The sequence below is a fragment of the Anaerolineae bacterium genome (assembly GCA_013178015.1).
Lineage (GTDB): Bacteria > Chloroflexota > Anaerolineae > DRVO01 > DRVO01 > Ch71.
Window position 1 is genome coordinate 25,779 of the sequence record JABLXR010000040.1, and the last position, 24,537, is coordinate 50,315.

17 protein-coding genes and 1 tRNA gene are annotated in these 24,537 nt (G+C 65.3%); 17 read left to right on the top strand and 1 reads right to left on the bottom strand.

Annotated elements, in window-relative coordinates; genetic code table 11:
* Positions 1–14 precede the first annotated feature (14 nt).
* From HPY83_14760 to HPY83_14795, 8 genes are all read left to right on the top strand, one after another.
* Positions 15–1,115: a transglutaminase domain-containing protein gene (locus tag HPY83_14760; protein ID NPV09205.1), complete on the top strand. Its 1,101-nt coding sequence runs from the start codon at positions 15–17 to the stop codon at positions 1,113–1,115.
* Between the two features lies 1 nt (position 1,116).
* Entirely contained in the window at positions 1,117–2,088 is a 972-nt protein-coding gene (locus tag HPY83_14765) for a hypothetical protein (protein ID NPV09206.1), read from the top strand.
* 46 nt (positions 2,089–2,134) lie between these two features.
* The gene (locus HPY83_14770) at positions 2,135–3,052 is read left to right on the top strand and encodes a sugar phosphate isomerase/epimerase (protein NPV09207.1); all 918 of its coding nucleotides are present in this window, start codon (positions 2,135–2,137) and stop codon (positions 3,050–3,052) included.
* Position 3,053: 1 nt separating this feature from the next.
* Positions 3,054–4,058, top strand: coding sequence for a hypothetical protein (locus tag HPY83_14775; GenBank protein NPV09208.1), 1,005 nt, complete (start codon positions 3,054–3,056; stop codon positions 4,056–4,058).
* A gap of 6 nt (positions 4,059–4,064) precedes the next feature.
* Positions 4,065–4,949 carry a polysaccharide deacetylase family protein gene (locus HPY83_14780; GenBank protein NPV09209.1) on the top strand — a complete coding sequence of 295 codons (885 nt, stop codon included), beginning with the start codon at positions 4,065–4,067 and terminating at the stop codon, positions 4,947–4,949.
* Entirely contained in the window at positions 4,949–6,175 is a 1,227-nt protein-coding gene (locus HPY83_14785) for a hypothetical protein (GenBank protein NPV09210.1), read from the top strand. Before HPY83_14780 ends, HPY83_14785 begins: the two co-directional genes overlap by 1 nt.
* 442 nt (positions 6,176–6,617) lie before the next feature.
* Positions 6,618–6,694 (top strand) — tRNA-Val (locus HPY83_14790).
* A 275-nt stretch (positions 6,695–6,969) separates the two neighbouring features.
* On the top strand, positions 6,970–8,700 hold the full coding sequence (locus HPY83_14795) for a threonine--tRNA ligase (GenBank protein ID NPV09211.1): 1,731 nt from the start codon (positions 6,970–6,972) through the stop codon (positions 8,698–8,700).
* Between the two features lie 78 nt (positions 8,701–8,778).
* On the opposite strand, the gene HPY83_14800 is transcribed toward HPY83_14795, so the two are convergent.
* The gene (locus tag HPY83_14800; GenBank protein ID NPV09212.1) at positions 8,779–9,495 is read right to left on the bottom strand and encodes a polyprenol monophosphomannose synthase; all 717 of its coding nucleotides are present in this window, start codon (positions 9,493–9,495) and stop codon (positions 8,779–8,781) included.
* 136 nt (positions 9,496–9,631) lie between these two features.
* On the opposite strand from HPY83_14800, the gene HPY83_14805 reads away from it, so the two are divergent.
* From HPY83_14805 to HPY83_14845, 9 genes are all read left to right on the top strand, one after another.
* Complete coding sequence (locus tag HPY83_14805) at positions 9,632–10,597, top strand: DUF4349 domain-containing protein (GenBank protein ID NPV09213.1); 966 nt, start codon at positions 9,632–9,634, stop codon at positions 10,595–10,597.
* Between the two features lie 114 nt (positions 10,598–10,711).
* Entirely contained in the window at positions 10,712–12,127 is a 1,416-nt protein-coding gene (gene gatB, locus HPY83_14810; GenBank protein NPV09214.1) for an Asp-tRNA(Asn)/Glu-tRNA(Gln) amidotransferase subunit GatB, read from the top strand.
* A 118-nt stretch (positions 12,128–12,245) separates the two neighbouring features.
* Positions 12,246–13,508, top strand: coding sequence for a Glu/Leu/Phe/Val dehydrogenase (locus HPY83_14815; GenBank protein NPV09215.1), 1,263 nt, complete (start codon positions 12,246–12,248; stop codon positions 13,506–13,508).
* A gap of 779 nt (positions 13,509–14,287) precedes the next feature.
* Complete coding sequence (locus HPY83_14820; GenBank protein ID NPV09216.1) at positions 14,288–16,501, top strand: DUF4129 domain-containing protein; 2,214 nt, start codon at positions 14,288–14,290, stop codon at positions 16,499–16,501.
* A 105-nt stretch (positions 16,502–16,606) separates the two neighbouring features.
* A complete protein-coding gene (locus HPY83_14825) occupies positions 16,607–18,220 on the top strand; it encodes a S1 RNA-binding domain-containing protein (protein NPV09217.1) in 1,614 nt (537 codons plus the stop codon).
* Between the two features lie 250 nt (positions 18,221–18,470).
* Positions 18,471–20,969: an ATP-dependent Clp protease ATP-binding subunit gene (locus HPY83_14830; protein ID NPV09218.1), complete on the top strand. Its 2,499-nt coding sequence runs from the start codon at positions 18,471–18,473 to the stop codon at positions 20,967–20,969.
* 86 nt (positions 20,970–21,055) lie between these two features.
* The gene (radA, locus tag HPY83_14835; protein ID NPV09219.1) at positions 21,056–22,420 is read left to right on the top strand and encodes a DNA repair protein RadA; all 1,365 of its coding nucleotides are present in this window, start codon (positions 21,056–21,058) and stop codon (positions 22,418–22,420) included.
* A gap of 124 nt (positions 22,421–22,544) precedes the next feature.
* A complete protein-coding gene (gene ftsY / locus HPY83_14840) occupies positions 22,545–23,417 on the top strand; it encodes a signal recognition particle-docking protein FtsY (protein NPV09220.1) in 873 nt (290 codons plus the stop codon).
* 20 nt (positions 23,418–23,437) lie between these two features.
* A protein-coding gene (locus HPY83_14845; protein ID NPV09221.1) for a peptide chain release factor 2 occupies positions 23,438–24,536 on the top strand; the annotation gives its coding sequence in 2 pieces (ribosomal slippage) (positions 23,438–23,509 and positions 23,511–24,536; 1,098 coding nt in all).
* The last annotated feature ends 1 nt before the right edge of the window (position 24,537 follow it).

Below are 24,537 nucleotides of genomic sequence, written 5' to 3' on the forward strand. Positions count from 1 at the left end.
TTCAGGAGGAGAGAGTGGAAAGACGGGAGGTGCCGGGCGAGTTCCGGGTGATCAAGTATGAGGTGCCTGACTTCCGGGGCGATTACCACTGCATGGACTACGGCGACCCCAACGACGCTCGAATGGTGGCGCTAAGGGACGAGTTCGGGCTCGAGGCGGTAGTGGCGGGCGTTGAGACGGAGTTCGAGGGGTTCCTGGCCCTCAAGCGCTGGGTGCGCTCTCGCTGGGATCACGGCTACTCCCACCACAGCGTCGAAGTGAAGGATGGCCTGGACATCCTGCGGCAGGCGGCCAGGGGAGCGCAGTTCGCGTGCGGGCATTACGCTCGCACCTTCGTGGATTGCGCCTGTGCTCTGGGCTGGCCGGCCCGGGTCATCGGCATCTGCATCGAGCACGGCGAGTACCCTCGGGACTACAATGTGGGCAATGTCGGGCACAGCGTGGCGGAGATCTGGTCCAACGAACACCGCAAGTGGGTGGTTATGGACCCGGACGTCAACGTCTACTACCGCCGCGACGGCGTACCCCTCAATGCGCTCGAGATACGGGATGCCTGGTTGCGCCGCGAGGCAGACCAGGTGGAGATGATCCAGGACGAGCCGCTCTTCGTCATTCCAGGAGAGCGAGCTCTCCACGAGCTCAAGCGAGACGGGGCATACAGCTCCTGGACGCTGGAAGCCCTTCCCCTGCTCTTCGAGCGCTTCGGCAGGCATCGGGTGATGGACTACTACGCCCGGGTGCTGATCAACGGCTGGGAGTGGGTGGACGAGCGGGTGTTGCCCACGTTCATCAGCCACTTCAGCCCTCATGCGGTGAAGCCCACCGGCAACCCGGACCACCTCTACTGGAGCCTGAACCTGGTGCGTTTGGCGGCTACCCCCAGTTGGGAGGGAGGGCAGTCCCGGCTCAGGATCGAGCTCGAGCACTGCATGCCCTACTTCGACCACTACGAAGCCCGACTCAATGGAGATGGGTGGCTCCGGGTCGAGGAGTCGTTCGACTGGCCCATGCATGAGGGGGTCAACCGCCTGGAGTGCCGGGCGGTGAACGTACGGGGGCGGCCGGGGCCGGTGAGCCGGATGGACGTAGCCCACGCTCGCGCGCTGGAGTGGTAAGGTGAACGGCGGGCCTGCGCCTGCGGCTTCCGTAGAGCCCGCGTACGAGTGGACCCCAGTCACCCTCGAGGCGCCCTTCGCCCCTCGCGATGGCGCCGGGGCCCTGTCCTTCCGCGGCCGCATGTGGCTTCTGGGCGGCTGGAACCCGAGGGACAAGGTGCACTTCCCTCGTATCTGCAACAGCGAGGTATGGTCCTCGGCCGACGGGCTCGACTGGAGGCTGGAGACACCGCAGGCTCCATGGGAGGGCAGACACACGGCCGGATACGCGGTGCACCGGGGCCGGATGTGGATCGTGGGCGGCGACGCCAACCAGGGCCACTACCAGAATGACGTGTGGAACAGCGACGATGGCATCCACTGGGACCTGGTGTGCGACCGGGTGCCCTGGGCCGATCGGGTGCTTCACTGCACCGTGGTCCACGATGGTCGCATCTGGGTCATGGGCGGCCAGAGCATGCCCCTCAAGGTCCCTGGGCCGGATGTGTTCTACAACGACGTTTGGTGCTCTGAGGACGGAGTCGCCTGGCAGCGCATCATGGAGCACGCGCCCTGGCCTTCTCGAGGGATGATCGGAGGTAGCGCCGTGCTCCGCGGACGGATGTGGCTGTTGGGAGGAGGTACCTACGACACCCCTACCACGCCCACCCGGAGGTTCTACCAAGACGTCTGGAGCAGCCCCGACGGCATCGAGTGGACGAAGCACGTGGAATCGGCGTCGTGGGCGGCTCGGCAGTACCACGAAGTGGCCGTATGGGACGGGAAGCTGTGGGTGCTGGAGGGCTACGACGGCTATGGCAACCGCAACGACGTTCACTACTCTACCGATGGCGTCAATTGGCACGAACTGCCCGGCACGCCCTGGGCGCCCAGGCACGCGGCCAGCGTGTTCGTCCATGACGGCGCCCTCTGGGTGGTCGCCGGCAACAACATGTTCTCGGACGTGTGGAAGCTGACTCGGCGCGGCGCGTGACCCGGATTGGCATGCCCCGGCGACCAGACCATCCGCGGAGGTGACCATGAAGGTGGCACTGCACTCGATCAGCTATGCCGGCCTGTTCTATCGGGGGCCGGGCTTGAGCCTGGAGGAGATCATACCCAAGGCGGCCGCCCTCGGCTATGAGGGAGTGGAGGTGATGGGCAAAGCACCCGTGTGCTCGCCCTTCGACTTCGACGAACGGCGGGCGCAGCGGGCGGTGGAGCTGGCGCGGGAGCATGGTGTTGACCTGTGCTTCTTCGCTGGGTACTTCGACCTCAACCGCCCGGACCGGGTCGAGAGGGAGAAGGAACTCGTCTTCGCCCGCGAGAGCCTGCGGCTGGCGGGGCAGCTGGGATGCCCCTATGTCAGGGTGTACGCGGGCGGCGATCACGTGTACGAGGGAGCCACGCTCTGGCAGCAGTGGGACTGGACCATCGAGGGCATCACCAGGCTCCTTCCAGTGGCCCAGGAGGCAGGGGTGCGTTTGGCGCTGGAGGTTCACACTGGAGTGGCCCAGAACGTGGACACCATCCGAGCCATGATGCTGGAGGTGGGGTGGGATGCGGTGGACATCTGCCTGGATGCCCCGTTGCTCTATCTGCGTGGCGAGCCCATCGCCGAATCGGTGCGCCTGTTCGGGGGCAAGATCGTCCACTCTCATGCCACCGACCTGGAGATACTGCCTCCCATGATCCGCTACCACGACGTCCGCGGGCTGGCCATGAGCGAGTCTCCCCGAGTGGCCAGCCGCCTCATGGGACAAGGCAAGGTGCCCCAGGAGGAGTTCATGCGCGCCTGCTACCAGGTGGGCTACGACCGCTACTTCGCCTACGAGGTGTGCACTCCGTTCACGGTGGAGCATCGCCCTCCGACCATGGAGGACGTGGACCGCATGGTGGCCCAGGCCGCCGGTTGGCTTAAGGACAAGCGCGATGCCATCGTGAAGGAGGCGATGTAGATTGGAGAGCTTCAGAGGCAAAGGAGACCACCGATCGCTCGGCCGGGGCATGGGCCTCGCCTTCCGGGGCACCATCCACCGCATTCTGGCCGAGATGAAGGTGGTGGAGAAGCTGACCCCGGTCAGTGCGGGCCGAGTGCGCCTTATGGAGGAGCGCGTGGGTCGCGCCTACCCTCACCTGCTCGATGAGATGCAGGGGATCGCCGAGGGGGCGGGCCTGGACTATCTGCAGGTGCTGGCCTACAACTTCCTCACCTCTGTCAACTGGGCCTGCACCAATGTGGCCTTCTGCGATGGGGACCACGGGCCGATCATTGGCAAGACGAACGACATCGGCGAGGATCGGGCCTACTACCACGTCCTGGCCGACCTGACCTTCCCCTCCGGGGCCAGGCTGTTACATTTCACCTGGCCGGGCACGATCTGGTCCAACGCTGGCATCAACTGCCACGGCATTGGCCAGGCTGGGGCCAGCGTGGGCACCGAGTCGGTGAACGGGCGAGGGCTGGAGAGTAACCTGCTCCAGAGAGTGATCCTAGAGGAGAGCACCTGTCTGGAGGAGGCGGTGGAAATCGGCATGGCCTACCCGGCCAAGAACCACGCCGCCAACATCACCCTGGCCGACAGTGAGAGCGTGGTGGTGCTGGAAAAGGGAGTGGGGGAGTCGGGGCTGCGCTTCCCTCGCGGCGAGGCCATCTTTGCCACCAACCACTGGGTCACCGGACGTATGGCGCCCGTCTGTCATTTCTCCTCGGCGGAGTTCGAGCAGAACACTCGCGCTCGTTGGAGCAACCTAGAGCGGCTGGTGAGGGAATCACAGGGGCGGCATACGACAGACCGCATTAAGGAGATCCTCTGCGATCATGCCAGCCCCGGGGCCATATGCCAGCACGGGCCCCTCATGCACACGACCGTGGCTTACGTGCTGCAGCCAGGGCCGCGTCGCGTCGAGTTTGCCTACGGCAAGCCATGTGAGACGGGGTTCCGTCAGTTCAGTATGGAGTAGGCGTCTATGAGCAAGGCCGTGCTCTACGTCGTAGTCAGCATGGACTGCGAGCGGGTCACCGCGGAGTCCCTCATCGGAGGGACCGAATCCTGGGATATGAGCCGCCGGGCGGTGCTCGGGCTGGCGGAGATGCTGGAGCAGGAGGGCTTTCAGGGTACGTTCCTGCCTACGCCGGATACGGCGGCGCGACAGGCATCGCTCTTCGCGGAGGTGGCCGGGCGAGGGTTCGAGGTGGGGCTGCAGTTCCACTGCCGCAGCTTCGGCGATCTCCGCTACGATCAGGTGCTGGGGCACTACAGCCGCGATCGGCAGCGGGAGATCCTCTCGCTGGCCAAGGACGCTTGGGAGCAGGCGCTGGGACGGCCCATGCTCACCTACCGTTCCGGCTTTCTCTCGGCCAGCGACGATACCTTCCCCATCCTAGCTGAACTAGGGGTGAAGCAGACCTCCTGCAGCAAAGCCGGTCGGTATCGGCCTGACATCGGGGCCCGCTGGCTGGGGGCTCTGCCGTACGCCCACCGGGCCAGCGCCACTTGCCGTCTGGAAAGCGGGGACCTGGACTTGGTGGAGGTACCGGTTTCGTCTCACCCAGGGGAGAGGTTCTCTCTGGAGCCGCGGTTCGACCCCAAGGACCCCCGGCCCGATAGCGCCTACGCCCCGGAGGTGTACACCGGGATCGTGGACGCGTGCCTACACGAGATGGCGCTGCTGTCGCCCAAGGTGGCCACTTTCGTCATCCTCACCCACAACACGCTCGACTACGGGTCCAGCGAAGAGCCCCGGCGGGCACTCATGCTGGGGATGCTGCGCCACCTCAAGGCCAAGCAGGAACAGGGCTGGACTCTGGTGCCGGCGGGCCTGGGCGACGTGCGCAGGGCTCTGCTGGGCTGATGGCGGCGACACCCGACCCCCTGGAGACAGCTCGCAGCTACTGGGACCGGATCCGAGGGAGGTATCCCGAAGTGCGGGCGCTGATCCTGCGGAACCCGCTGGCGGACTTCGTTCCCGGGATCAGCGACCTGGACCTGCGCCTGGTGGCCGATCCCGACCCGGAGGGGGACTGGCAGGCACTGACGGAGGCTGTCGCAGAGGTGCATCTAGAGCGACTGAGCGAGGGCCCGGCGATGTGGCGCCTGCTGGAGCACCCTCCTGGCGCCTGTGTCACCTTGGGCGAGGCACTGAGTTCGCAGCTGTTCCATCCGGAGATGCGCCAGTGGCAGCGTTGCTGCGGCGACGCTGCCACGCTCGACCTGCTCGAGGACCACATCGCCACCGCTCCCTGGTCCGCGCAGGACGATCTGTACTGGGAGCGACGGTTGCGCGGATATCTGGGCCCCTGGGGGCCGCCTGAGGATCGGATCAACCTCGCCGCAGGCATGGGCAATCGGTACCGGCTCCATGCCCTCCTGATGCTGCATACGCTGCCTGCCCTCCAAGCGGCCTATTGCCTGCTCCACCAGAAGGCGGTTCCGGGCAAAGCGGCGGCGCTGAAGGCATGGCAAGCCCTCAGGCCAGGTGATCCGCTTCTGACCGAGCTGGCGGATATGCTGGCAACGGGCTTCAGGAGCCACCTGCACATCCGGCCGGAGGCTTTGGAGGCACTGCAGGGGCGCTGTCGTCGCCTGGTGGACGAGGTGGCCGCCGAGGCCCTGAAGCGCGGCTCACAGCGCGGCCCCGAGAGACCTGCCGGTGACGGGGCTCATCAGCCTGTTCTGGACCTCTTCGACGCGGTGCGGTACTCCCGGATGCGCCCGGCCCACTACCGGTCGTTCCTCCTGGCGCCCGAGGGGTTCCAGGTGGACTTCTTCCTCGTCAACGAGGTAGCCACGCTGCGCCGGTCTATTGTAGAGCCAGTCGTTAGGGCTCTGTGGTCTCCGGGCCAGAGATTGGGGACTGGCGACCGTGAGGCCGAGAGCGATCCGCTGAGGCGTCTGTGCCGGACGGGGCCCGAGGAGCGAGCGGTCACGGCAGCGCTGATTGCCGCCCGTGCTAGCCCCTCCCCGGCCGAGGCGCGCCAGATTCTGGGGCGGCTCCTTGGCCTGTACCCCTTGTTCCACCGCGTTCTCGAGCGGGCACTGGCAGCCAACTGCTACAGCCCCCGCCCAGACTCGGTGTGACGGAGGCGGCACGTCTGGCCGCCGTCGTTCGCGCTTCCGGTCAGAGCCTGTAAGGTAGTCGTACACGAGTCGGCGGTAGAGCTGGGGCTGGTAGGAACCCGTCTGCCTGAGCCCGAGCCCATGCCTCTGTTGGAGTAACACCTCAGGGTCGGCGGGACGAGCCCTGAGACGACCATCCCGGCTCAGGCCCTTGGCTCCGCTCAGACTATGGGAGCAGGCCCCGACTGCACCACGGCTACAGCTTGCTTGGGGGAGTGCGCGCGCCCAAGCGCGCCCCGCCTCCACCTACCCACCGAGCCTGGTGCACCTTCCATCGAGGGATGCGCCCGCCCACGCGGGTCCACCTTTCCGATGCCATCTGAGCACGCTCGTCGCCCCGATCCTGAGCGCCTGCGTTCGACTTGACCCTGCGCCGGGCGGCGCCTATAATGAACCTCACTGAGGGCGGTTAGCTCAGCTGGCTAGAGCGCCACGTTGACATCGTGGAGGTCGTAGGTTCGAGCCCTATACCGCCCACCACTAGTGGAATAGCGCAAAGCGCGGAGCGGGACGAGTACCCGGCTAAGGCTCGCCAGGGAGGAGGGGTCACCGACTGAAAGCCCGTCCCGAGCGTAACCGGCGAACACCACCCGTGAGTGGATCTCGGAACGGCAACGCCCAGTATGGGATCACGGACTCCCCGTTATCGGAGCCAGAGTGCTGGGATACCAGAAGTTGGGTGGAACCGCGCGAGCTTTGACTCCCGTCCCAAGGGGACGGGAGTTTTGGCGTGTAGGCGTAGGGAGGCAGATGGGATGGAGAACGGCAGACAGGAGAGGGTGCGACACTCGCTGGCGCACGTGATGGCAGAGGCGGTACTCAGCCTCTTCCCTGAGGCGAAGCTGGGCATCGGGCCGGCCATTGACACCGGCTTCTACTACGACTTCGACCTGCCCCGGCCGCTGACCCCAGAAGACCTGCAGGAGGTGGAGCGGCGAATGCGTCGCATTCTGGAGGAGGGGCGCCGCTTCCAGCGCCGCGAGTTGTCGCGGGCTGAAGCCGAGCAGCTATTCGCCGATCAGCCCTACAAACTGGAGTTGATCGCCGATCTCCCCGAGGATGAGCCTATCTCCACGTACACCCAGGGCGGTTTCGTGGACTTGTGCCGCGGGCCGCACGTGGAGTCCACTAGCGACATAGACCCTCGGGCCTTCAAGCTGCTATCCATCGCTGGTGCCTACTGGCACGGGGACGAACGGCGGCCCATGCTGCAGCGCATCTACGGTACCGCCTGGGAGACGGAAGAGGAGCTGGAGGCCTACCTCAAGCGCCTGGAGGAGATCGAGCGCCGCGATCACCGGCGGCTGGGGCGCGAGCTGGACATCTTCTCCATAGACCCCGACATCGGCGCAGGGTTGGTGCTCTGGCACCCCAACGGGGCCATCATCAGGCACCAGATCGAGCGCTTCTGGGTGGACGAGCACCTGAAGCGGGGATATCAACTGGTCTACACCCCGCACATCGCCAGCGAGCGCATCTACCAGATCTCGGGCCACCTGGAGACCTACGCCGATAGCATGTACGCCCCGATGGAGATAGAAGGGCAGCCCTATCGGGTGAAGCCGATGAACTGCCCGGCCCACGTCCGCATCTTCCAGTCGCGCACTCGCTCCTACCGGGACCTGCCCATCCGGTATGCCGAACTGGGCACGGTGTACCGATTCGAGCGCAGCGGTACGCTGCACGGAATGCTCAGGGTGCGCGGGTTCACCCAGGATGACTCTCACATCTTCTGCCGACCCGACCAACTGGAGGCCGAGGTACACGGTGTGCTCGACCTCACTTTCTACATGATGGACACCTTCGGCTACACGTACAAGGCCTATCTCGCCACTCGCCCGGAGAAGTCCATAGGGAGCGACGAGCAGTGGGAATTCGCCACTCAGGCCCTCCGCCAGGTGCTGGAGGACCGGGGCATGGACTATGAGGTGGATGAGGGTGGCGGCGTGTTCTATGCCCCCAAGATAGACATCAAGCTCTGGGACGCGGTGGGGCGGGAGTGGCAAGGGCCCACTTGCCAGGTAGATCTGAATGAGCCGGAGCGGTTCGACATAACCTACGTCGGCGACGACGGCCGCGAGCACCGGGTGGTGATGGTGCACCGTACTGTCTTAGGCTCGATGGAGCGGTTCGTGGGCGGGCTCATCGAGCACTACGCGGGGGCGTTTCCGGTGTGGCTGGCTCCCACCCAGGTGGTGGTGATACCCATCGCCGACCGGCATGTGGACTACGCCGGCGACGTGACTCAGAGCTTGCGGGCCGCGGGGCTGAGGGCGCGGCTGGACGACTCGCCCGAGCGGATGAACGCCAAGATCCGAAGGGCCCAGCTCGAGCGGGTGCCCTACATGCTGGTGGTGGGAGATCGGGAGGCCGAGGCCGGGGCGGTGGCGGTGCGGCTGCGGAGCGGCGAGGACCTGGGGGCGATGCCCCTGACCGATTTCCAGGAGATGGTTCTAGAGGCCGACCGCAAGCGAGTTCGGGTCTGACAGAACTCCGATGGCGCTGATACTAGGTTCATTCTCGCCGATCCTTCCTTCGCTGTTCCCCCTCCGATCAGCGCCGTATTAGCGCCATCCGGCTTCCATTCTCCTGGCGGCTAGGCGGACGACGGTGTACATGGCGGCGGCGATTTCCCGCCGGGAGATCTTCGACCTGCCTCGGCGCCGGTTCTCGAACACGATGGGCACTTCCCCCACCCTGGCCCCGTTGCGTTGGCACAGGTACAGCATCTCTATGAGAAACGAGTAGCCGTCGGAGAATATGGCGTCCAGAGGCACCCGTCGGAGCGCCTCGCCGCGATAGCAGCGGAATCCAGCGGTGCAGTCGTGGGCATGTAGGCCCAGCATCACCCGGGCGAAGGCATTGGCGCCCCGGCTGAGGAACCGGCGGGGAAGGGTGCAGTGCAGGGTACTGCCTCCGCTGACGTACCGGGAGCCGATGCAGAGGTCGCACTCATCCATGGCCGCCACCAGATCGGGTATGTAGCGGGGGTGGTGGGAGAAGTCCGCGTCCATGGTGATGATGGGGTCGCAATCCCGCTGCAGGGCTCTGCGGATGCCGGCGATGTGAGCCGTGCCCAAGCCCAGCTTGGCGGGTCGGTGGATGGCTTCCACCCCGGGGGCTCTGGCCGATACGGAGTCCACCAGCTCTCCGGTGCCGTCCGGCGAGTTGTCGTCCACCACAATGACCTGAGAGGGCAAGGGCAAGGCCAGGATGCCCTCAATGAGAGGGACGATGTTCTCGCGCTCGTTGTAGGTGGGAATCACCACGGCTACGGGCATGAGCACCTTCCAGGAGGCGAAGCGGTGTGATTCTAGGAGGGGGAAGGGCGGCAGGCAAACCGGGGACGGAACCCCGATGGCGCTGGGTCCGTCTGTACATCAGTGGGGGCCGGAATCCCCATCGGAGGCTTGTCCCATGAAACGAGGCAACTTGCTGTTTCTTGTGATACTGCTGGCACTGGCCGCAAGCGTGCTCATCTCGTGCGGGTCGGCGTCGGCCCCCGCTCAGAAGCCGGTCGAGCAGGCGGACTCGTCGTTCGGGGTGGCTAGGGAGGTGGCTCCTGCGCTCCCGACTCAGGTGCCGGCGCCAGTCGAGATGCCCCGGCAACCCGCCATGGGTGAGGCTTTCATCCCGGCGGCGGAAGACCGCATGATCATCCGTACCGGGGAGATAGTGGGCCGCTTCCAGGACGTCCGGGAGGCGGTCGAGGAGGCTCAGTCCCTGGTGCAGGGGGCTGGGGGGTACGTTGTCACCTCCAACGTGTGGGCCAGCGGCGACGACCTGAACGCCAACATGAGCGTCAGAGTGCCGGCCGAACGGTTCGACGACATGATGGAGTCACTAGCGGGGCTGGCAGCCAAGGTGGAGCGCACTAGCACCAGTGGTGACGACGTGACCGAAGAGTACTACGACTTGGAGGCCCGGCTCAGGGCCTTGCGGGCGACCGAGGAGCAGTTGCTGCTGCTTCTCGAGGACGTGCGCGAGCGCATGGAGACGGCCGAGGACATCCTGGCGGTGTACCGAGAGCTGCAGAACATCCAGTCGCAGATTGAGCAACATGAAGGCAGGCGCCAGTTCCTGGAGCGGATGGTTGCCATGTCCACCATCAACCTCACCCTGCTGGCCGTGGAGGCCGAAGCTCCGGTCATATCCGGCACCTGGAACCCCATGTCTACCTTGCGCTCTGCTCTGCGTGCCCTCACTGACACGGGGCAGTTCCTGCTGGACGCACTGATCTGGATCGTCTTCTACCTAGTTCCCGTGCTGGCAGTCATGCTCATCCCGCTTGTCCTCCTGATCGTGGGCATCAAGGCAGTGGTGCGAGGTCGAGCCGCTCGACGGGCCTCGGCCAGTGGCCAGGGAGAAACGCCGGCTACCTAATGGCTGCCATGGGGCCGGCATGATATACTGAGCCTCGCCGTAGGGGCCGGGTGGACCGCTGTCTCGGCCCCAGCTTTGTCCGGGGGAAGCCAGGTGTACGAGCCAGTCATCGGGATGGAGGTGCACGTCCAGCTCACGACTGCCTCCAAGATGTTCTGCGGGTGTAGCGCTGACTATGCCTCCGCCCCGCCCAACACGCTCACGTGCCCGGTGTGTCTGGGCCTCCCGGGAGCCCTTCCCGTGATCAACCGCAGGGCGGTGGAGTTCGCCATCATGACCGGGCTGGCGCTGAACTGCCGGGTGCCTCACCTCACCAAGTGGGATCGGAAGAACTACCCCTATCCTGATCTTCCCAAGGGATACCAGATCTCTCAATACGACATGCCGGTGACCCGTGGCGGCTGGTTGCTGGTGCGCTCGGAGGGCATCGAGCGACGCGTTGGCATCCGGAGGGCACATCTAGAGGAAGACACCGGCAAGTTGGTACACGCTGGGGGCCGAAGCTACGTGGACTTCAACCGTTCTGGCGTGCCGCTCTTGGAGATCGTGAGCGAGCCGGACCTGCGCTCGGCGGAGGAGGCGCGCCAGTACTTGGTACAACTGCGTACCATTCTGCGGTACTTGGGGGTGAGCACGGGCAACATGGAAGAGGGGGCCATGCGGTGCGAGGCCAACATCTCCCTGCGGCCCGTGGGAACCACTGGCCTTCCCGCTACCTACGTCGAGGTCAAGAACCTGAACAGCTTCCGGGCGGTGAAGGCGGCCTTGGAGTACGAGATCGAGCGCCAGGCCCGGGTGCTCGACAGCGGAGGGCAGGTGGAGCGGGTCACCGTAGGCTGGGACGAGGCCCGCGGGGTGACCGTGGTCCAGCGCACCAAGGAGGAAGCGCACGACTACCGCTACTTCCCCGAGCCGGACCTCCCTGCCCTGGAGGTGGGAAGAGATTGGGTGGAGGAGCTGCGTGAGCGGCTCCCCGAGCTCCCCGACGCTCGAGCGGAGCGGCTGTCCCGCCAGTACGGCCTGTCCGCCTACGACGCTGCCGTGCTCACGGAGGAGCGGGAACTGGCGGATTACTACGAGGACGCCGTGGCGACGGCGGGCGATGCGGGGCGGGCCAAGGCCCTGGCCAACTGGATCACGGGGCCGTTGTTCCGGCTGATGAACCTGGCCAGTGTGTCCATCGGAGAGGTGAAGGTGCGTCCGGGGCAACTGGCCGAACTGGCCGACCTGGTGGAGCGGGGGGTGGTGAACCTCACCACCGGCCGCCAGGTGCTGCAGGACATGTTCGAGAGGGGGGTGCCGGCCTCGGCCATCATTCGAGAGAAGGGGCTGGCCCAGATCACCGACGAGAGTCGGCTGGAGGAACTGGCGCGGGAGGCGGTGGCGAGCAACCCGAGAGCGGTGGAGGACTACCGCGCCGGCAAGACGCAAGCGGTGAAGTTCCTGTTGGGCCAGGTCATGCGAGCTACTGGCGGTCAGGCAAGCCCGCAAGCGGTGGAAGAGATACTCAGGCGGATCCTAGAGCAGTAACCAAAGGACCCCTTGGGGAGAGGGCTCAGCCGGCAGGCAGGCCACCTGCCGGCTTGGTGCGCCTGGCTCGGTTGGGAGTCCTGGCGGTAGATCAGACACCTTGGAGGGTGTAGCTGAGATGGAAGGCAATGGCGAGGCGAATCTGAACGCTTACCAGATGGCGCTGGAGCAACTCGACGAAGCAGTGGCTCACCTCGATCTCAAGAAGGGCATTGTGGAGGTACTGCGACGTCCGAAGCGGGAGCTGACGGTCAACTTCCCCGTCCTGATGGACGATGGCGAAGTGCGCGTCTTCACCGGGTATCGGGTGCATCACTCCACCGTGCCGGGGCCCTCTAAGGGCGGGCTGAGGTACCACCCCAAAGTGGACCTGGATGAGATCCGGGCCATGGCCATGTGGATGACGTGGAAGTGCGCCGTGGTCAACATCCCCTACGGTGGGGCCAAGGGTGGGGTAGTCGTGGACCCGCGGGAATTGTCCGAGCGGGAACTGGAGCGACTCACTCGGCGCTACGCCACCGAGATTAGCATCCTCATGAGCCCCGATGGCGACATCCCGGCGCCGGACGTGAACACTAACCCCAAGGTGATGGCCTGGATCATGGACACCTACTCCATGCATCGGGGCTACACCACGCCGGCGGTGGTGACAGGGAAGCCAGTGGAGGTGGGCGGGTCACAGGGTCGGCTCATGGCCACTGGACGAGGGGTGGCCTTCTGTGCGGCCCAGGTCCTGGAGCGACTGGGCATGCGCAGGGAGGGGGCGACTGTGGCCCTGCAGGGCTTCGGCAACGTGGGCAGCTCCACCGCCCTACACCTGCACCAGCTTGGCTGCAAGATCCGTGCGGTGAGCGATGTCTACGGGGGCGTGTTTGATGGAGATGGCATAGACATCCCGGCGCTATATGCTTACGCTCGAGAGACGGGAACCGTCAAGGACTTTCCGGGGTGCCAGCCCATCACCAATGCCGAGTTGCTGTCCCTGGATTGCGACGTCCTGGTTCCCGCAGCACTGGAAGGACAGATTACTGCCCGCAACGCCGATGCCGTGCGAGCCCGGGTGATCGTCGAGGGTGCCAATGGGCCGACCACTCCCGACGCGGACCGCATCTTAGCCGAGAAGGGTGTGGTGGTGGTCCCTGACATCCTGGCCAACGCTGGCGGAGTGACGGTGTCCTACTTCGAGTGGGTCCAGGGTCTGCAGTTCCTGTTCTGGGAAGAAGACGAGATCAACGCTCGCCTGGAGAGGATCATGGGCCGATCCTTCTCGGAGGTGTGGCGGATGGCTAAGGAGAAGGAGGTCTCGCTCCGGCTATCGGCCCTCATGCTGGCGGTGCAGCGAGTGCACGACGCCACTCTGATCCGCGGCATCTACCCTTAGTCGTTCCGGCCGCTCTCTGGCGCGCGGACGCGAGCTCAAGGTGCCGCCTCCCACGGAGGCGGCACCCGCAGTACCCCACCGCCAGTGTCGCGACAGACCATCCCGAATGTGAGCCCGCCTCGGCGATCCGCTCTTCTCCGGGTCTGAAGCGCTTACCGCGGGGCAGCTCTGGATACGCCAAGTAGTCCGGCTCTGCAGACACACCGAGCGCTGGACCTTGCATCGGCCGCCGGTGATCTCCCGCGCGTGGGCGCGCGGACTCCTCAAGCGCTTGTGGCTGGGACACTGTAGTACGCCATCGTTCTGTGCCCGGCACCACGGCGGAGGCAGGTGCGCCTCAGCCCGGGGCAAGGTACAAGCGGACGCGAGGGCGTCGGCCTGAGCGTCCGCTCCTGACTCGAGGAGTCCGCGTCCCCGGACGCGGAGTGCGCCTCTTCTGCAGGCCGAGCGCTGTGGGACCACGCCATGGCGCCCGGTCCTCACTGGAGGAGTCCGCGTCGCCAGACGCGGGGTGCGGCTCATCTGGACGCCGAGGGCTAGTTCCGCGCACCGCTTCTGCAGCCTGCACAGGTCCCACACTTGCCCGGTGCTGAGACGCACCGGGAAAGGCCCGAAACTTGACACGTTTGGTAGTATTCGTTGGTAGGGTTGACCCGGTGGGGCTGCGGGAAGGGATGGGCTACAGCAGCAGCGCCCATGTATCTTGCTAGTGATCGCGTGCGTGCAATACAGTGAGTTGTAGTTGGCAACTGGCCAGATCGGCGAGGTGGAGTTAGGCAGTGGATCGAGACCGTCTGAGCGCGTCTGGGGTGGCAGTGCCGATACTGCTGGTGCTTGCGGCCCTGGACGTAGCACTGGCTCTGTACGAAGCTGGCTGGGGGCCCGGCCTGTCCATGCTGCCTTGGCTGCTCATGGGGTCGGTGCTGTTCAGCGTATTCCTGGTTCGCTCGGCGCTGGCGCACTGGGCGCTTCACGTGGCCTCTGGAGCGGTGGGTTTCCTGGCCACTGTTGTTGGGACGGCACACTTCGTCTTTCCCCAGCTGAGGCTTGGCGATGCCGTTCAGCTGACGATGTACCGGCTGGGAGCCTGGGCAGAGACGGTGCGTCTGGGCCTTCCCTCTCAGGACTCTTTGCCCTTCACGTTCATACTGGCTCTCTCGCTCTGGATGGCGTTCCACTTCAGCACCTGGCTCATCTATCGCGCCGGCAGGGTTTGGTGGGCGGTAGTGGCGCCGGCCATCGCGCTGATGCTCACTACGTACTATTCGCCGGACACCGGCCATGGATACGTGGTGATCTATGCCTTCTGCGCCCTGCTACTGATTGTACGCGTGTCGGTTCAGGGCCTGACGGACGACTGGCGCAGGGCGCGGATTCCCCACGACCGGACCGTGGGCGAGGACTTCATCGTGGATGCTGCCTACATCGTGGCGGCTGTGCTCATTATTGCCTGGCTCCTGCCCCCAGCGGCCCTCGAGCAGAGAGCGGCCAACCTGTGGGTCCGATTCGAGCGTCCCTGGCGGCAGGTGCAGCAGCGGTGGACGGAGCTCTTTCCCACCCAGGGCGGCACCGCCTCTTCGGCCCAGACGGGCCTGTACGGCGACTCGCTGGTGATGGGCGGGCCGGTGCGGCTGGGCCCGGAGGAGCTGTACGAGGTCTCGGGAGGCCCGCCCAGCCGCATGCAGGGTATGATCTACGATCTCTACGATGGGCGGCAGTGGTGGTCCACAGCGTCGTCCATAGGGCTGCTGGAGCCGGGTGACTTCCCCGCCTCAGAGGCGTTCCTGGGCCGGGTGTTCGTGGACCAGGCCATCCGAGTGCTGCGTGACACCCGGGCCCTCCTCGCGGCGCCTGCGCCCAAGTGGTTCGATCTTCCGGTGAAGAGCGAGCACGTCTCCTTCGCTTCGCAGCCCGGCGTGAATGAACTGGACATCTATGCCGCCACTTCACGGCGGGTGTTGGCAGCGGGTGAGATGTATCGGGCTATGTCGGCTGTGAGCGTAGCCACCAAGGAGGAACTACGCCGGGCAGGGAGCTACTACCCCAGCTGGCTTCCTGACGCCTACCTGAACCTGCCCGCTTCGCTTCCGCAGCGGGTGCGCGACCTGGCCGCAGAGATCACCGCGGAGGCGTCTAACCCCTACGACAAGGCCGAGGCGATCGAGGCCTACTTGCGCCAGCTAGACTACAACACGGAGGTCGCGGCGCCGCCACCCGGTCGGGACGCGGTGGACTACTTCCTGTTTGACTCACGTGAGGGCTACTGCAACTACTTCTCCTCGGCCATGGCGGTGATGGCCCGCAGCGTTGGCATACCGGCCCGCGTGGCGGCAGGCTATGCCCCCGGCGCCTACGATGCGGAGCGAGACTTGTACGTCCTGAGCGCGTCAGGCGCTCATGCCTGGCCTCAGCTCTACTTCCCCCGCTATGGCTGGGTGGATTTCGAGCCCACCCCTTCGCAGGCGCTGGTCGCCCGGCCGGAGCCCGTGCTTCCAGAAGAGGAGACCGAGCGACCACGGCCCACGGTAGAGCCGGGAGGATTGGATCAGTATCCCCCGGAGGACCTGGAGATGCTCGGTGGCGGGGGAGCACTGAACTACGTTCCGCCCCAGGATACCCCGCGCTGGCCTCTGGCCACGGGAATGGCGCTGCTGCTGGTGGCTGGATCGGTCTTGGTGTTCTGGTACTGGCCTCGTCGGAACATGAGTGCGGCCGAGCGGGTTTACAGCGACCTGGTAACGGCGGCGCGGCTTCTGGGGGTGCGCCCGCGGGCGTACGAGACTCCCCTGGAGTATGCTGAGAGGGTCTCGCGCCGAATCCCTGACGTGAGTCCGGAGGTGGACCAGATCGTGAGGGGATTCTGCGTCTCGCGTTACGGGTCGAGGCGGATAGCATCGCCGGAGGACGCGGTGGCCATGCGGGCGGCATGGCACCGGGTGCTGCGGGCCATCGGGCGGGCAGTGCCCCAGAGGCTGAGCGGGCAGGCTGCTTGAGGCTGAGAGAAGGTGAGCTGCCGGTCGCCAGGGATCAGTCTCCCGGTTCTGGAGAGACCAGAAAGCTCCCGATAGTCATTGCCATCCTGCGGCGGATAGGCTATAATGCAGCTAGAAGTCCGTGAGCGCAAGGGGCAGTGGTCTATGCAGCAGGAAGAGATGGCCGGTCGTGAGCCTTCTGAGACGACGATCGAGCACAGTGCAGCCGAGGAGGAACTCACGCCGCGCGTCGCTGAAAAGGCGAATGGGAGCGAAGAGCCACCCGAGCCTGCGCCTCAGCTGGAGGCAGAGGGTTCAGAGACCGTCGGGCCTTCGGTGATTGCCGGAGAGCAGGAAGCTGAGGCCCCCCCTAGGACAGCGCCGCAGCCGGACTTCGAACCTGTCGTCAGGGAGGACGGCGGAGAGGGGCAAGCGGTTGAGAAGACCGCAGTGGCCCCTGAGGCTCTGCAGCAAGAGGATTTCGAGCTTCCTGTCGGTGAAGACGAAGACGGCAAGGGCGAGCAAGAGGCTGAAGCTAAGGCCGAGGAGAAAGCCGAGCCCGCTACCATGGCCGAGCTCATGGAGGAAGCTCTCGATGAACTGCCTCGTTTCCGAAGAGGAGACTTCGTGCGAGGCACCATCATCAGCAAGGGGCCGGACGAGATCCTGATCGATATTGGGGCCAAGTCGGAAGGTGTGGTAGCCGGGCGCGAGCTGGAGCGGATGGGGCAGGCGGCAGTGGACGCCCTCAAAGAGGGCGATGAGGTGCTGGCCTGTGTGCTTCGCCCGGCCGACCGCGAGGGAAGGGTGCTTCTCTCCCTCACCAGGGCCCAGCTCGAGAAGGATTGGCGCAAGGTGGAGCAGCTCCACCAGGCGGGAGAGCCCATCGAGCGGACAGTATCGGGCAGCAACAAGGGTGGTGTGATCGTCCGTCTGGGGCGAGTGCGTGGCTTCGTACCCGCTTCACAGCTGAGCCGTGAGCACCGCGCCATGGCGCCGGCTCGAAGCGAAGAAGGGGAAGAGGCTGACGGTGAGGACCGCTGGTCGTACCTGATTGGCGAGAAGCTCCTGCTCAAGGTGGTCGAGGTGGACCGCCGGCGCAACCGGCTGATCCTCTCCGAAAGGGCAGCAGGCCGAGAGTGGCGCCGGCAGCGGAAGGAGGAGCTCATAGAGGAACTGCGGCCGGGTCAGGTGGTGGAAGGCCGGGTCAGTACACTCTGCTCTTTCGGTGCGTTCGTAGACTTGGGTGGCGCCGATGGGCTGGTTCACCTCTCCGAGCTCGCCTGGCAGCACGTGAAGCACCCCAGTGAAGTGCTGCAGGTCGGGCAGCAGGTGAAGGTGCAGGTCCTCAGTGTAGACAAGGAGAGGAGCCGCATCGGGCTGAGCATCAAGAGGCTTCAGCCCGAGCCCTGGGAGACGGTGGGCGATCGTTACAGTACCGGGCAGCTGGTGGAGGGCACCGTTACCAAGCTGACCGACTTTGGAGCCTTCGCCCAGTTGGAGGATGGCATCGAGGGTCTCATACACGTATCGGAGTTGTCTGACCGTCGGGTGAGCCATCCGAACGAGGTGGTTCAGGAGGGTGACAAAGTCACACTCAGGATCATCAGAGTAGAGCCAGAACGGCGGCGCATAGGACTCAGCTTGAAGCGGGTCACGGATCCCGACTACCTGGGTATGGACTGGCAGTTCGCCGAGGAACTCGAGGACTGGGACGTAGATCTGGACGGAGATAGCTGAGTCAGGGAGTGCCACTACATTCGGTAGCCTGAGCGCCGCCATATAGCAGCGGGAGCAGCGCTGGCAAGCAAGGGAGAGCCTGTTGCTGGACCTCTGCCGCGGGCAAGGGCGCACGTCACTTCTTCAATAGGAGCGCAAGGAACGCGGGGCCAGAGGCGGCTAGCCATCTGGCCCCGCGCGCTAGACTCAACTGAGATCAAGACCGGAGGACGGCCGTTGACGATTCGCCAACCTCAGAGGGTAGAAGACTATGGCTGACAACGCTGAACGTTTCTTCACCAGATTAGCGCGCCGCGTACTGATGCTGGCCCAGGAAGAAGCGGAGCGGCTCAATCACAGTTACATCGGGACCGAGCATCTGCTGGTGGGGCTGGTCAGAGAGCGCGAAGGCGTGGCGCACCAGGTCCTAGTTGACCTTGGTGCCCGGCCGGAGAGAGTACGTGAGGCAGTAGAGCGCCTGGTCGGCAGAGGCGAGAGCCGGCCGACCACACCCCTGACACTGACGCCGCGCAGCAAGCGAGTGTTGGAGCTCGGCGTAGACGAAGCCCGGCGCATGAACCGAAAGCAGGTTGACACTGAGCACCTACTGCTGGGGCTGGTGCGCGAGGGCCAAGGGGTGGCTGTCGATATCCTTCGGTCACTCGGGATTTCACCGTCGAGGGTGCGCGCTCGCGTCCTCCAGGCGGAGAGCACCAGCGCTTCCGAGGAGAGACCTGAAGTGCGACAGCGACGGGAAACGAAGACACCGGTTATGGATCAGTTGGGGACGGATCTCACTACGCTGGCCGACACAAACTCGCTAGACCCCATCGTGGGCCGGCAGAAGGAAATCGAGCGGGTTATCCAAATACTCTCTCGTCGAACCAAGAACAACCCTGCTCTCATCGGCGAGCCCGGAGTGGGCAAGACGGCCATCGTGGAGGGGCTGGCCCAGCGCATGGTGAGCGGCGACATCCCAGATAACCTGCTGAACCGCCGGGTGGTGATGCTGGATGTGGGCTCTCTGGTAGCCGGCACTATGTACCGAGGCCAGTTCGAGGAGCGGCTCAAGAAAGTCATCGAGGAGGTCAAGAAGACCCAGACCATCCTGTTCATTGACGAGATGCACATGCTGGTGGGAGCGGGTGCCGCCAACAGCAGCGTGGATGCGGCCAACATCCTGAAGCCGGCTCTGGCCCGCGGCGAGGTCCAGTGCATCGGCGCCACTACCCTCAACGAGTATCGCAAGCACATCGAGAGCGACGCCGCCCTGGAGCGCCGCTTTCAGCCGGTGATGGTAGATGAACCTACTGTCGAGGAAACCATAGAGATACTGCGCGGCATCAAGGAACGTTACGAGGAGCACCACCGCCTGCGCATCAGAGACGAAAGCCTGGAGCACGCCGCTCGGCTGGCGGCTCGTTACATACACGACCGGTACCTCCCCGACAAAGCCATTGACGTCATAGACGAGGCAGCCTCCCGAGTGCGCATGTATCGCGGCCAGCAGCAGACCACCCTCCAGGACGCGATGCGGAACCTAAAGGCGCTCCAGCAGGAGAAGGAAGAGGCCTTCAGCGCCCAGCGGTTCGAGGAAGCGGCTCGGCTCCGGGCCCAGGAGCGGGAGCTCCGTGAGGAGATTGAGGAGCTCCGTATGGTGGAGCCGACGCACGAGAAGGGGCTGGAAGTAACGCCGGAGGATGTGGCCGAAGTGGTGGCCATGTGGACAGGTGTGCCTGTAGCCCGGATCGCGGACGAGGAAGGGGAACGCCTCCTGAAGATGGAGGACGCCCTGCACAAGAGGATCGTAGGACAGGAGGAGGCCATCTCAGCGGTGGCCAGAGCGGTCCGTCGGGCTCGGGCTGGGCTGAAGGACCCCAAGCGCCCGATTGGCTCCTTCCTGTTCCTGGGGCCCACCGGCGTCGGCAAGACGGAACTGGCCAAGACGCTGGCGGAGTTCCTTTTCGGGAGCGAGGATGCGCTGCTGCAGCTTGACATGTCTGAGTTCACCGAGCGCCACTCGGTGGCTCGGCTGGTAGGCGCTCCTCCAGGGTACGTGGGCTACGAGGACGCCGGCCAGCTCACTGAGGCGATCCGGCGGCGGCCGTACAGCGTGGTGTGCTTCGACGAGATCGAGAAGGCCCATCCCGAAGCGCTGAACATGCTCCTCCAGATCATGGAGGACGGACACCTATCTGACGCCAAGGGCCACCAGGTCAACTTCCAGAACACCGTTGTCATCATGACCTCGAACATTGGGGCCGACGTCATCAGCCGGCAGGCGCAGATCGGGTTCAGTCTGGCGAGGAGTCACAGCGAGGAGCAACAGGCCAGCGACTACAAGGACATGCGCAACAAGCTGTTGAATGAGCTGCGTCGCACGTTCCGGCCCGAGTTCATCAACCGCATAGACAGCGTCATCGTCTTCAAGCCCCTGAGTGAGGAGGAGATCGAGCGGATCGTGGAGCTTGAGGTGGCCAAGGTGAGCGAGAGGCTGCACCAGCAGCACATCCGGGTCACGGTTACTGACTCGGCTCGCCGCCATCTGTCGGAGCAGGGCTACGACCGCAACTTCGGCGCCCGGCCACTGCGGCGGGTGATACAGCAGACCATAGAGGATGAGCTGTCGGAAGCCTTCCTCAAGGGGGAAGTGCAGGAAGGCGACTGGGTGGAGTTCGACTACGCCGACGACGAGATGCGGTTCACCATCCGTGAGGAGGGCGAGGGCGGAGACCAGGCAGAGAAAGAGCTGCCGGCGGTTCTCAGCTAGCCGGCCGGCGCATCGGCCCGGGAGAGACAAAACCGCGGAGGGCACGTGCCCTCCGCGGTTCCTGTGTGAGGGGAGCGAATAGAGAAGTGACGAAGGCTCGGGTTTCGTACGTCTGCACCAATTGCGGCGCCCGTGCTCCTGGGTGGCTGGGCCGATGTCCCCAATGTGGCGAGTGGAACAGTCTGGAGCAGCAGATGACGGCTCCTGCGGAGACTGGAGGCGAGCAGCCACGCAGGGCGCGGGGGCGGGCAGTGCCGCTGAATGCCGTCTCGGCGGAGGAGGAGCACCGGCTGCCGGTGCCCATGGCGGAGCTGGAGCGGGTGCTGGGCGGAGGACTGGTGCCCGGAGGGGTGGTGCTCCTGGCGGGAGAGCCGGGCATAGGGAAGTCCACGCTGGTGCTGCAACTGGCGATGTTCCTGGCCCAGGGAGAGGGGCAAGTGTTGTACGCCTCGGGGGAGGAGTCGGTCCGGCAGGTGGGGCTGCGGGCCCGGCGCCTGGGCACGGCCTCAGAGGGCCTGCTGGTGCTATCGGATCCTTCGGTGGAGACCATCGTAGAGGAGATCGAGGGAGCAGGGTACACCCTGGCAATAGTGGACTCGATCCAGGCCGTCAGGCTGGAGGAGAAAGCGGGTTCTGCCGGCAGCGTAGTCCAGGTGCGGGACAGTGCCGCCGCGCTGTCGCGGGCGGCCAAGGAGGCCGACACGCCCTTGATCCTCATCGGACACGTGACCAAGTCGGGAGCGATCGCCGGGCCCAGGGTGCTGGAGCACATGGTGGACACAGTGCTCCACATGGAGGGCGACCGATACCACGCCCACCGCATTCTGCGAAGCGTGAAGAACCGGTTCGGCAGCACCAACGAGGTGGGCGTGTTCGAAATGACCTCCGAGGGACTGCGGGAGGTGGTGGATCCGTCGGAGGTGTTCTTGGCCGAGCGGCTGCTGGGAGCCTCGGGCTCGGCGGTGGCAGTCACCATGGAGGGCACCAGGCCCATGCTGGTGGAAGTCCAGGCGTTGACGTCTCGGTCGAGCCCCGAGAGGGTGCGCCGCACGGGCAACGGCTTCGACTTCCGCCGTTTGCTTCTGCTCACCGCCGTGTTGACGAAACGAGTGGGGTTGCCCCTGGGGCAGCAGGACGTCTTCGTCAACGTGGTGGGAGGTCTCAGCCTGAACGAGCCGGCGGCGGACCTGGCCGTGTCCATGGCCATTGCCTCGGCGGCGCTGGACAAGCCGATCTCGGCCGATGTTGCCCTGCTGGGCGAGGTGGGGCTGTCGGGGGAGGTTCGATCGGTGGGGCAGATCGAGCGTCGCATCCAGGAAGCGTCGCGTCTAGGGTTCCAGACCTGTCTAGTGCCCCGCTCGTACGGGCGCAAGCCCCGCCCGGTGGGCAGGGCGGAGCTGGTACCGGTGCGCAGCTTGCAGGAGGCCATGCAGGTTCTGGGGCTGCGTTAGGTGCGGATGGCATCCTATGCTATAATGGAAAGCGCCGCGGCTCGCCGCGGCGCAACCATGTTCGGAGAAAGCGGTGTTTGGACGGAAGAGCTCGATAGGCGACGCCCTGGCCAAGACGCGACGGATGCTGCGAGGGCGCATCCAGGGCATCCTTGGTGCCGGCGACATTACCGAGGAAATGTGGGAAGACCTGGAGGAGACTTTGATCCAGGCCGACGTGGGCGCCGGTGCAGCCGTGGGGCTGGTGAAGCGGGTGCGCAAGCGCGTCGCTGACGGCGAGGCCTCTTCGGCGCCGGAGGTGGAGGCGCTGCTCAAGCAGGAGATGCTGGCCGTGCTGGGCCGGCAGGCCGAGCACGCCGATGAGGAACCCCGGCTGCTCACCGTGGTTCTCATCGTGGGCGTCAACGGATCCGGGAAGACCACGACCGCGGCCAAGCTGGCCCGCTACTACACCGGCAAGGGGCACAAGGTGATGCTGGCCGCCGGAGACACCTTCAGGGCGGCGGCCATTGACCAGTTGCGCATCTGGGCGGAGCGGGCCGGCGTGGGGGTCGTCGCTCACCAGCCCAATTCGGATCCGGGCGCAGTGGTGTATGACGCCATTCGGGCCTGTCGTGCCCGAGGGGCAGACGTGCTAATCGTGGACACGGCTGGGCGATTGCACACCAAGTACAACCTGATGGCCGAGCTCAAGAAGATCGCCGACGTGGCTCGCCGAAACGTGCACCGGGCCCCACACGAGGTGTTCTTGGTCCTAGACGCGACTACGGGCCAGAATGCCATCCAGCAAGCCCGGCACTTCCGGGAGGCGGCTGGACTCACCGGGGTGGTCCTGGCCAAGTTGGATGGCACCGCCAAGGGGGGAGTGGTGTTCTCCATCGCCGAAGACCTGCAAGTGCCGGTTCGGTTCGTGGGCACCGGTGAGAGCATAGACGATCTGGCTGTCTTCGATGCCGAGGCGTTCGTCAACGGCCTGTTCGAAGGCGGCAACGAGTAGAGTAGAGTGGAGGAATGGCAATGACTGCAGTGGAGCTTGAGGACCGGGTGAGAGACCTGAGGTCAGAGATAGACAGCTTACTGGTGCGTCTTTGACGTAGCTGGCAAGCGTGCCCGCATAGCGGAACTGGAGGAGCAATCGTCAGACCCCGAGTTCTGGCAGGACCCATCGGCGGCGCAGGCAGTCATGCAGGAGCTGTCCGAGTTGAGGGAAGAGGTGGAGCCGTGGGAGAGCCTTGACCGGCAGGCGTCCGACCTGGAGGAGTTGCTGGCACTGGCCGACGACGAGGAGATCCTGCAGGATCTGATTCGCGAGGTGGATAGACTAGAATCCCGGGTCGAAGATATGCGGCTGGCCCTGATGTTCGGGGGCCAGCATGACCGCTCCGATGCTATTGTGGCCATCCACGCCGGAGCGGGGGGCACCGAGTCGCAGGATTGGGTGTCCATGCTGCTGCGGATGTACCTGCGTTGGGCCGAGAACGCCGGCTTCAAGACCGAGATGTTGGACGTCTCCGAGGGGGAAGAGGCGGGGCTGAAGAGCGTCACTTTCCAGGTGTCGGGGCGGAACGCGTACGGCCTGCTGAAGGCTGAGCGGGGCGTCCACCGCCTGGTGCGGCTCTCACCGTTCGATGCCGCTCACCGGCGCCATACCTCCTTCGCGCTGGTGGAGGTGATGCCTGACATAGAGCGCGAGGTCGAGGTTCAGATCAACCCGGATGACCTGCGGGTGGATGTGTTCCGCTCGGCCGGGGCCGGCGGCCAGAACGTGCAGAAGAACGCCACCGCCATCCGGATCACCCACCTTCCCACCGGGCTGGTGGTCTCCTGCCAGAACGAGCGCAGCCAGGCGCAGAACCGGGAGACGGCCATGAAGGTACTGCGAGCACGCCTCTACGACATGGAGATGCGTAAGCAGGAGGAGGAACTGGCTCGGCTCAAGGGCGAGCACGTGGATGCGGGCTGGGGGAACCAGATCCGGTCGTATGTCCTGCACCCCTACCAGATGGTCAAGGATCACCGTACAGACGAGGAGACGGGCGACGCCGTCGGAGTGCTGGAGGGGGACCTGGACCGCTTTATCCAGGCGTACCTGCGAGCCAGCGTAGGCGAAACGTAGC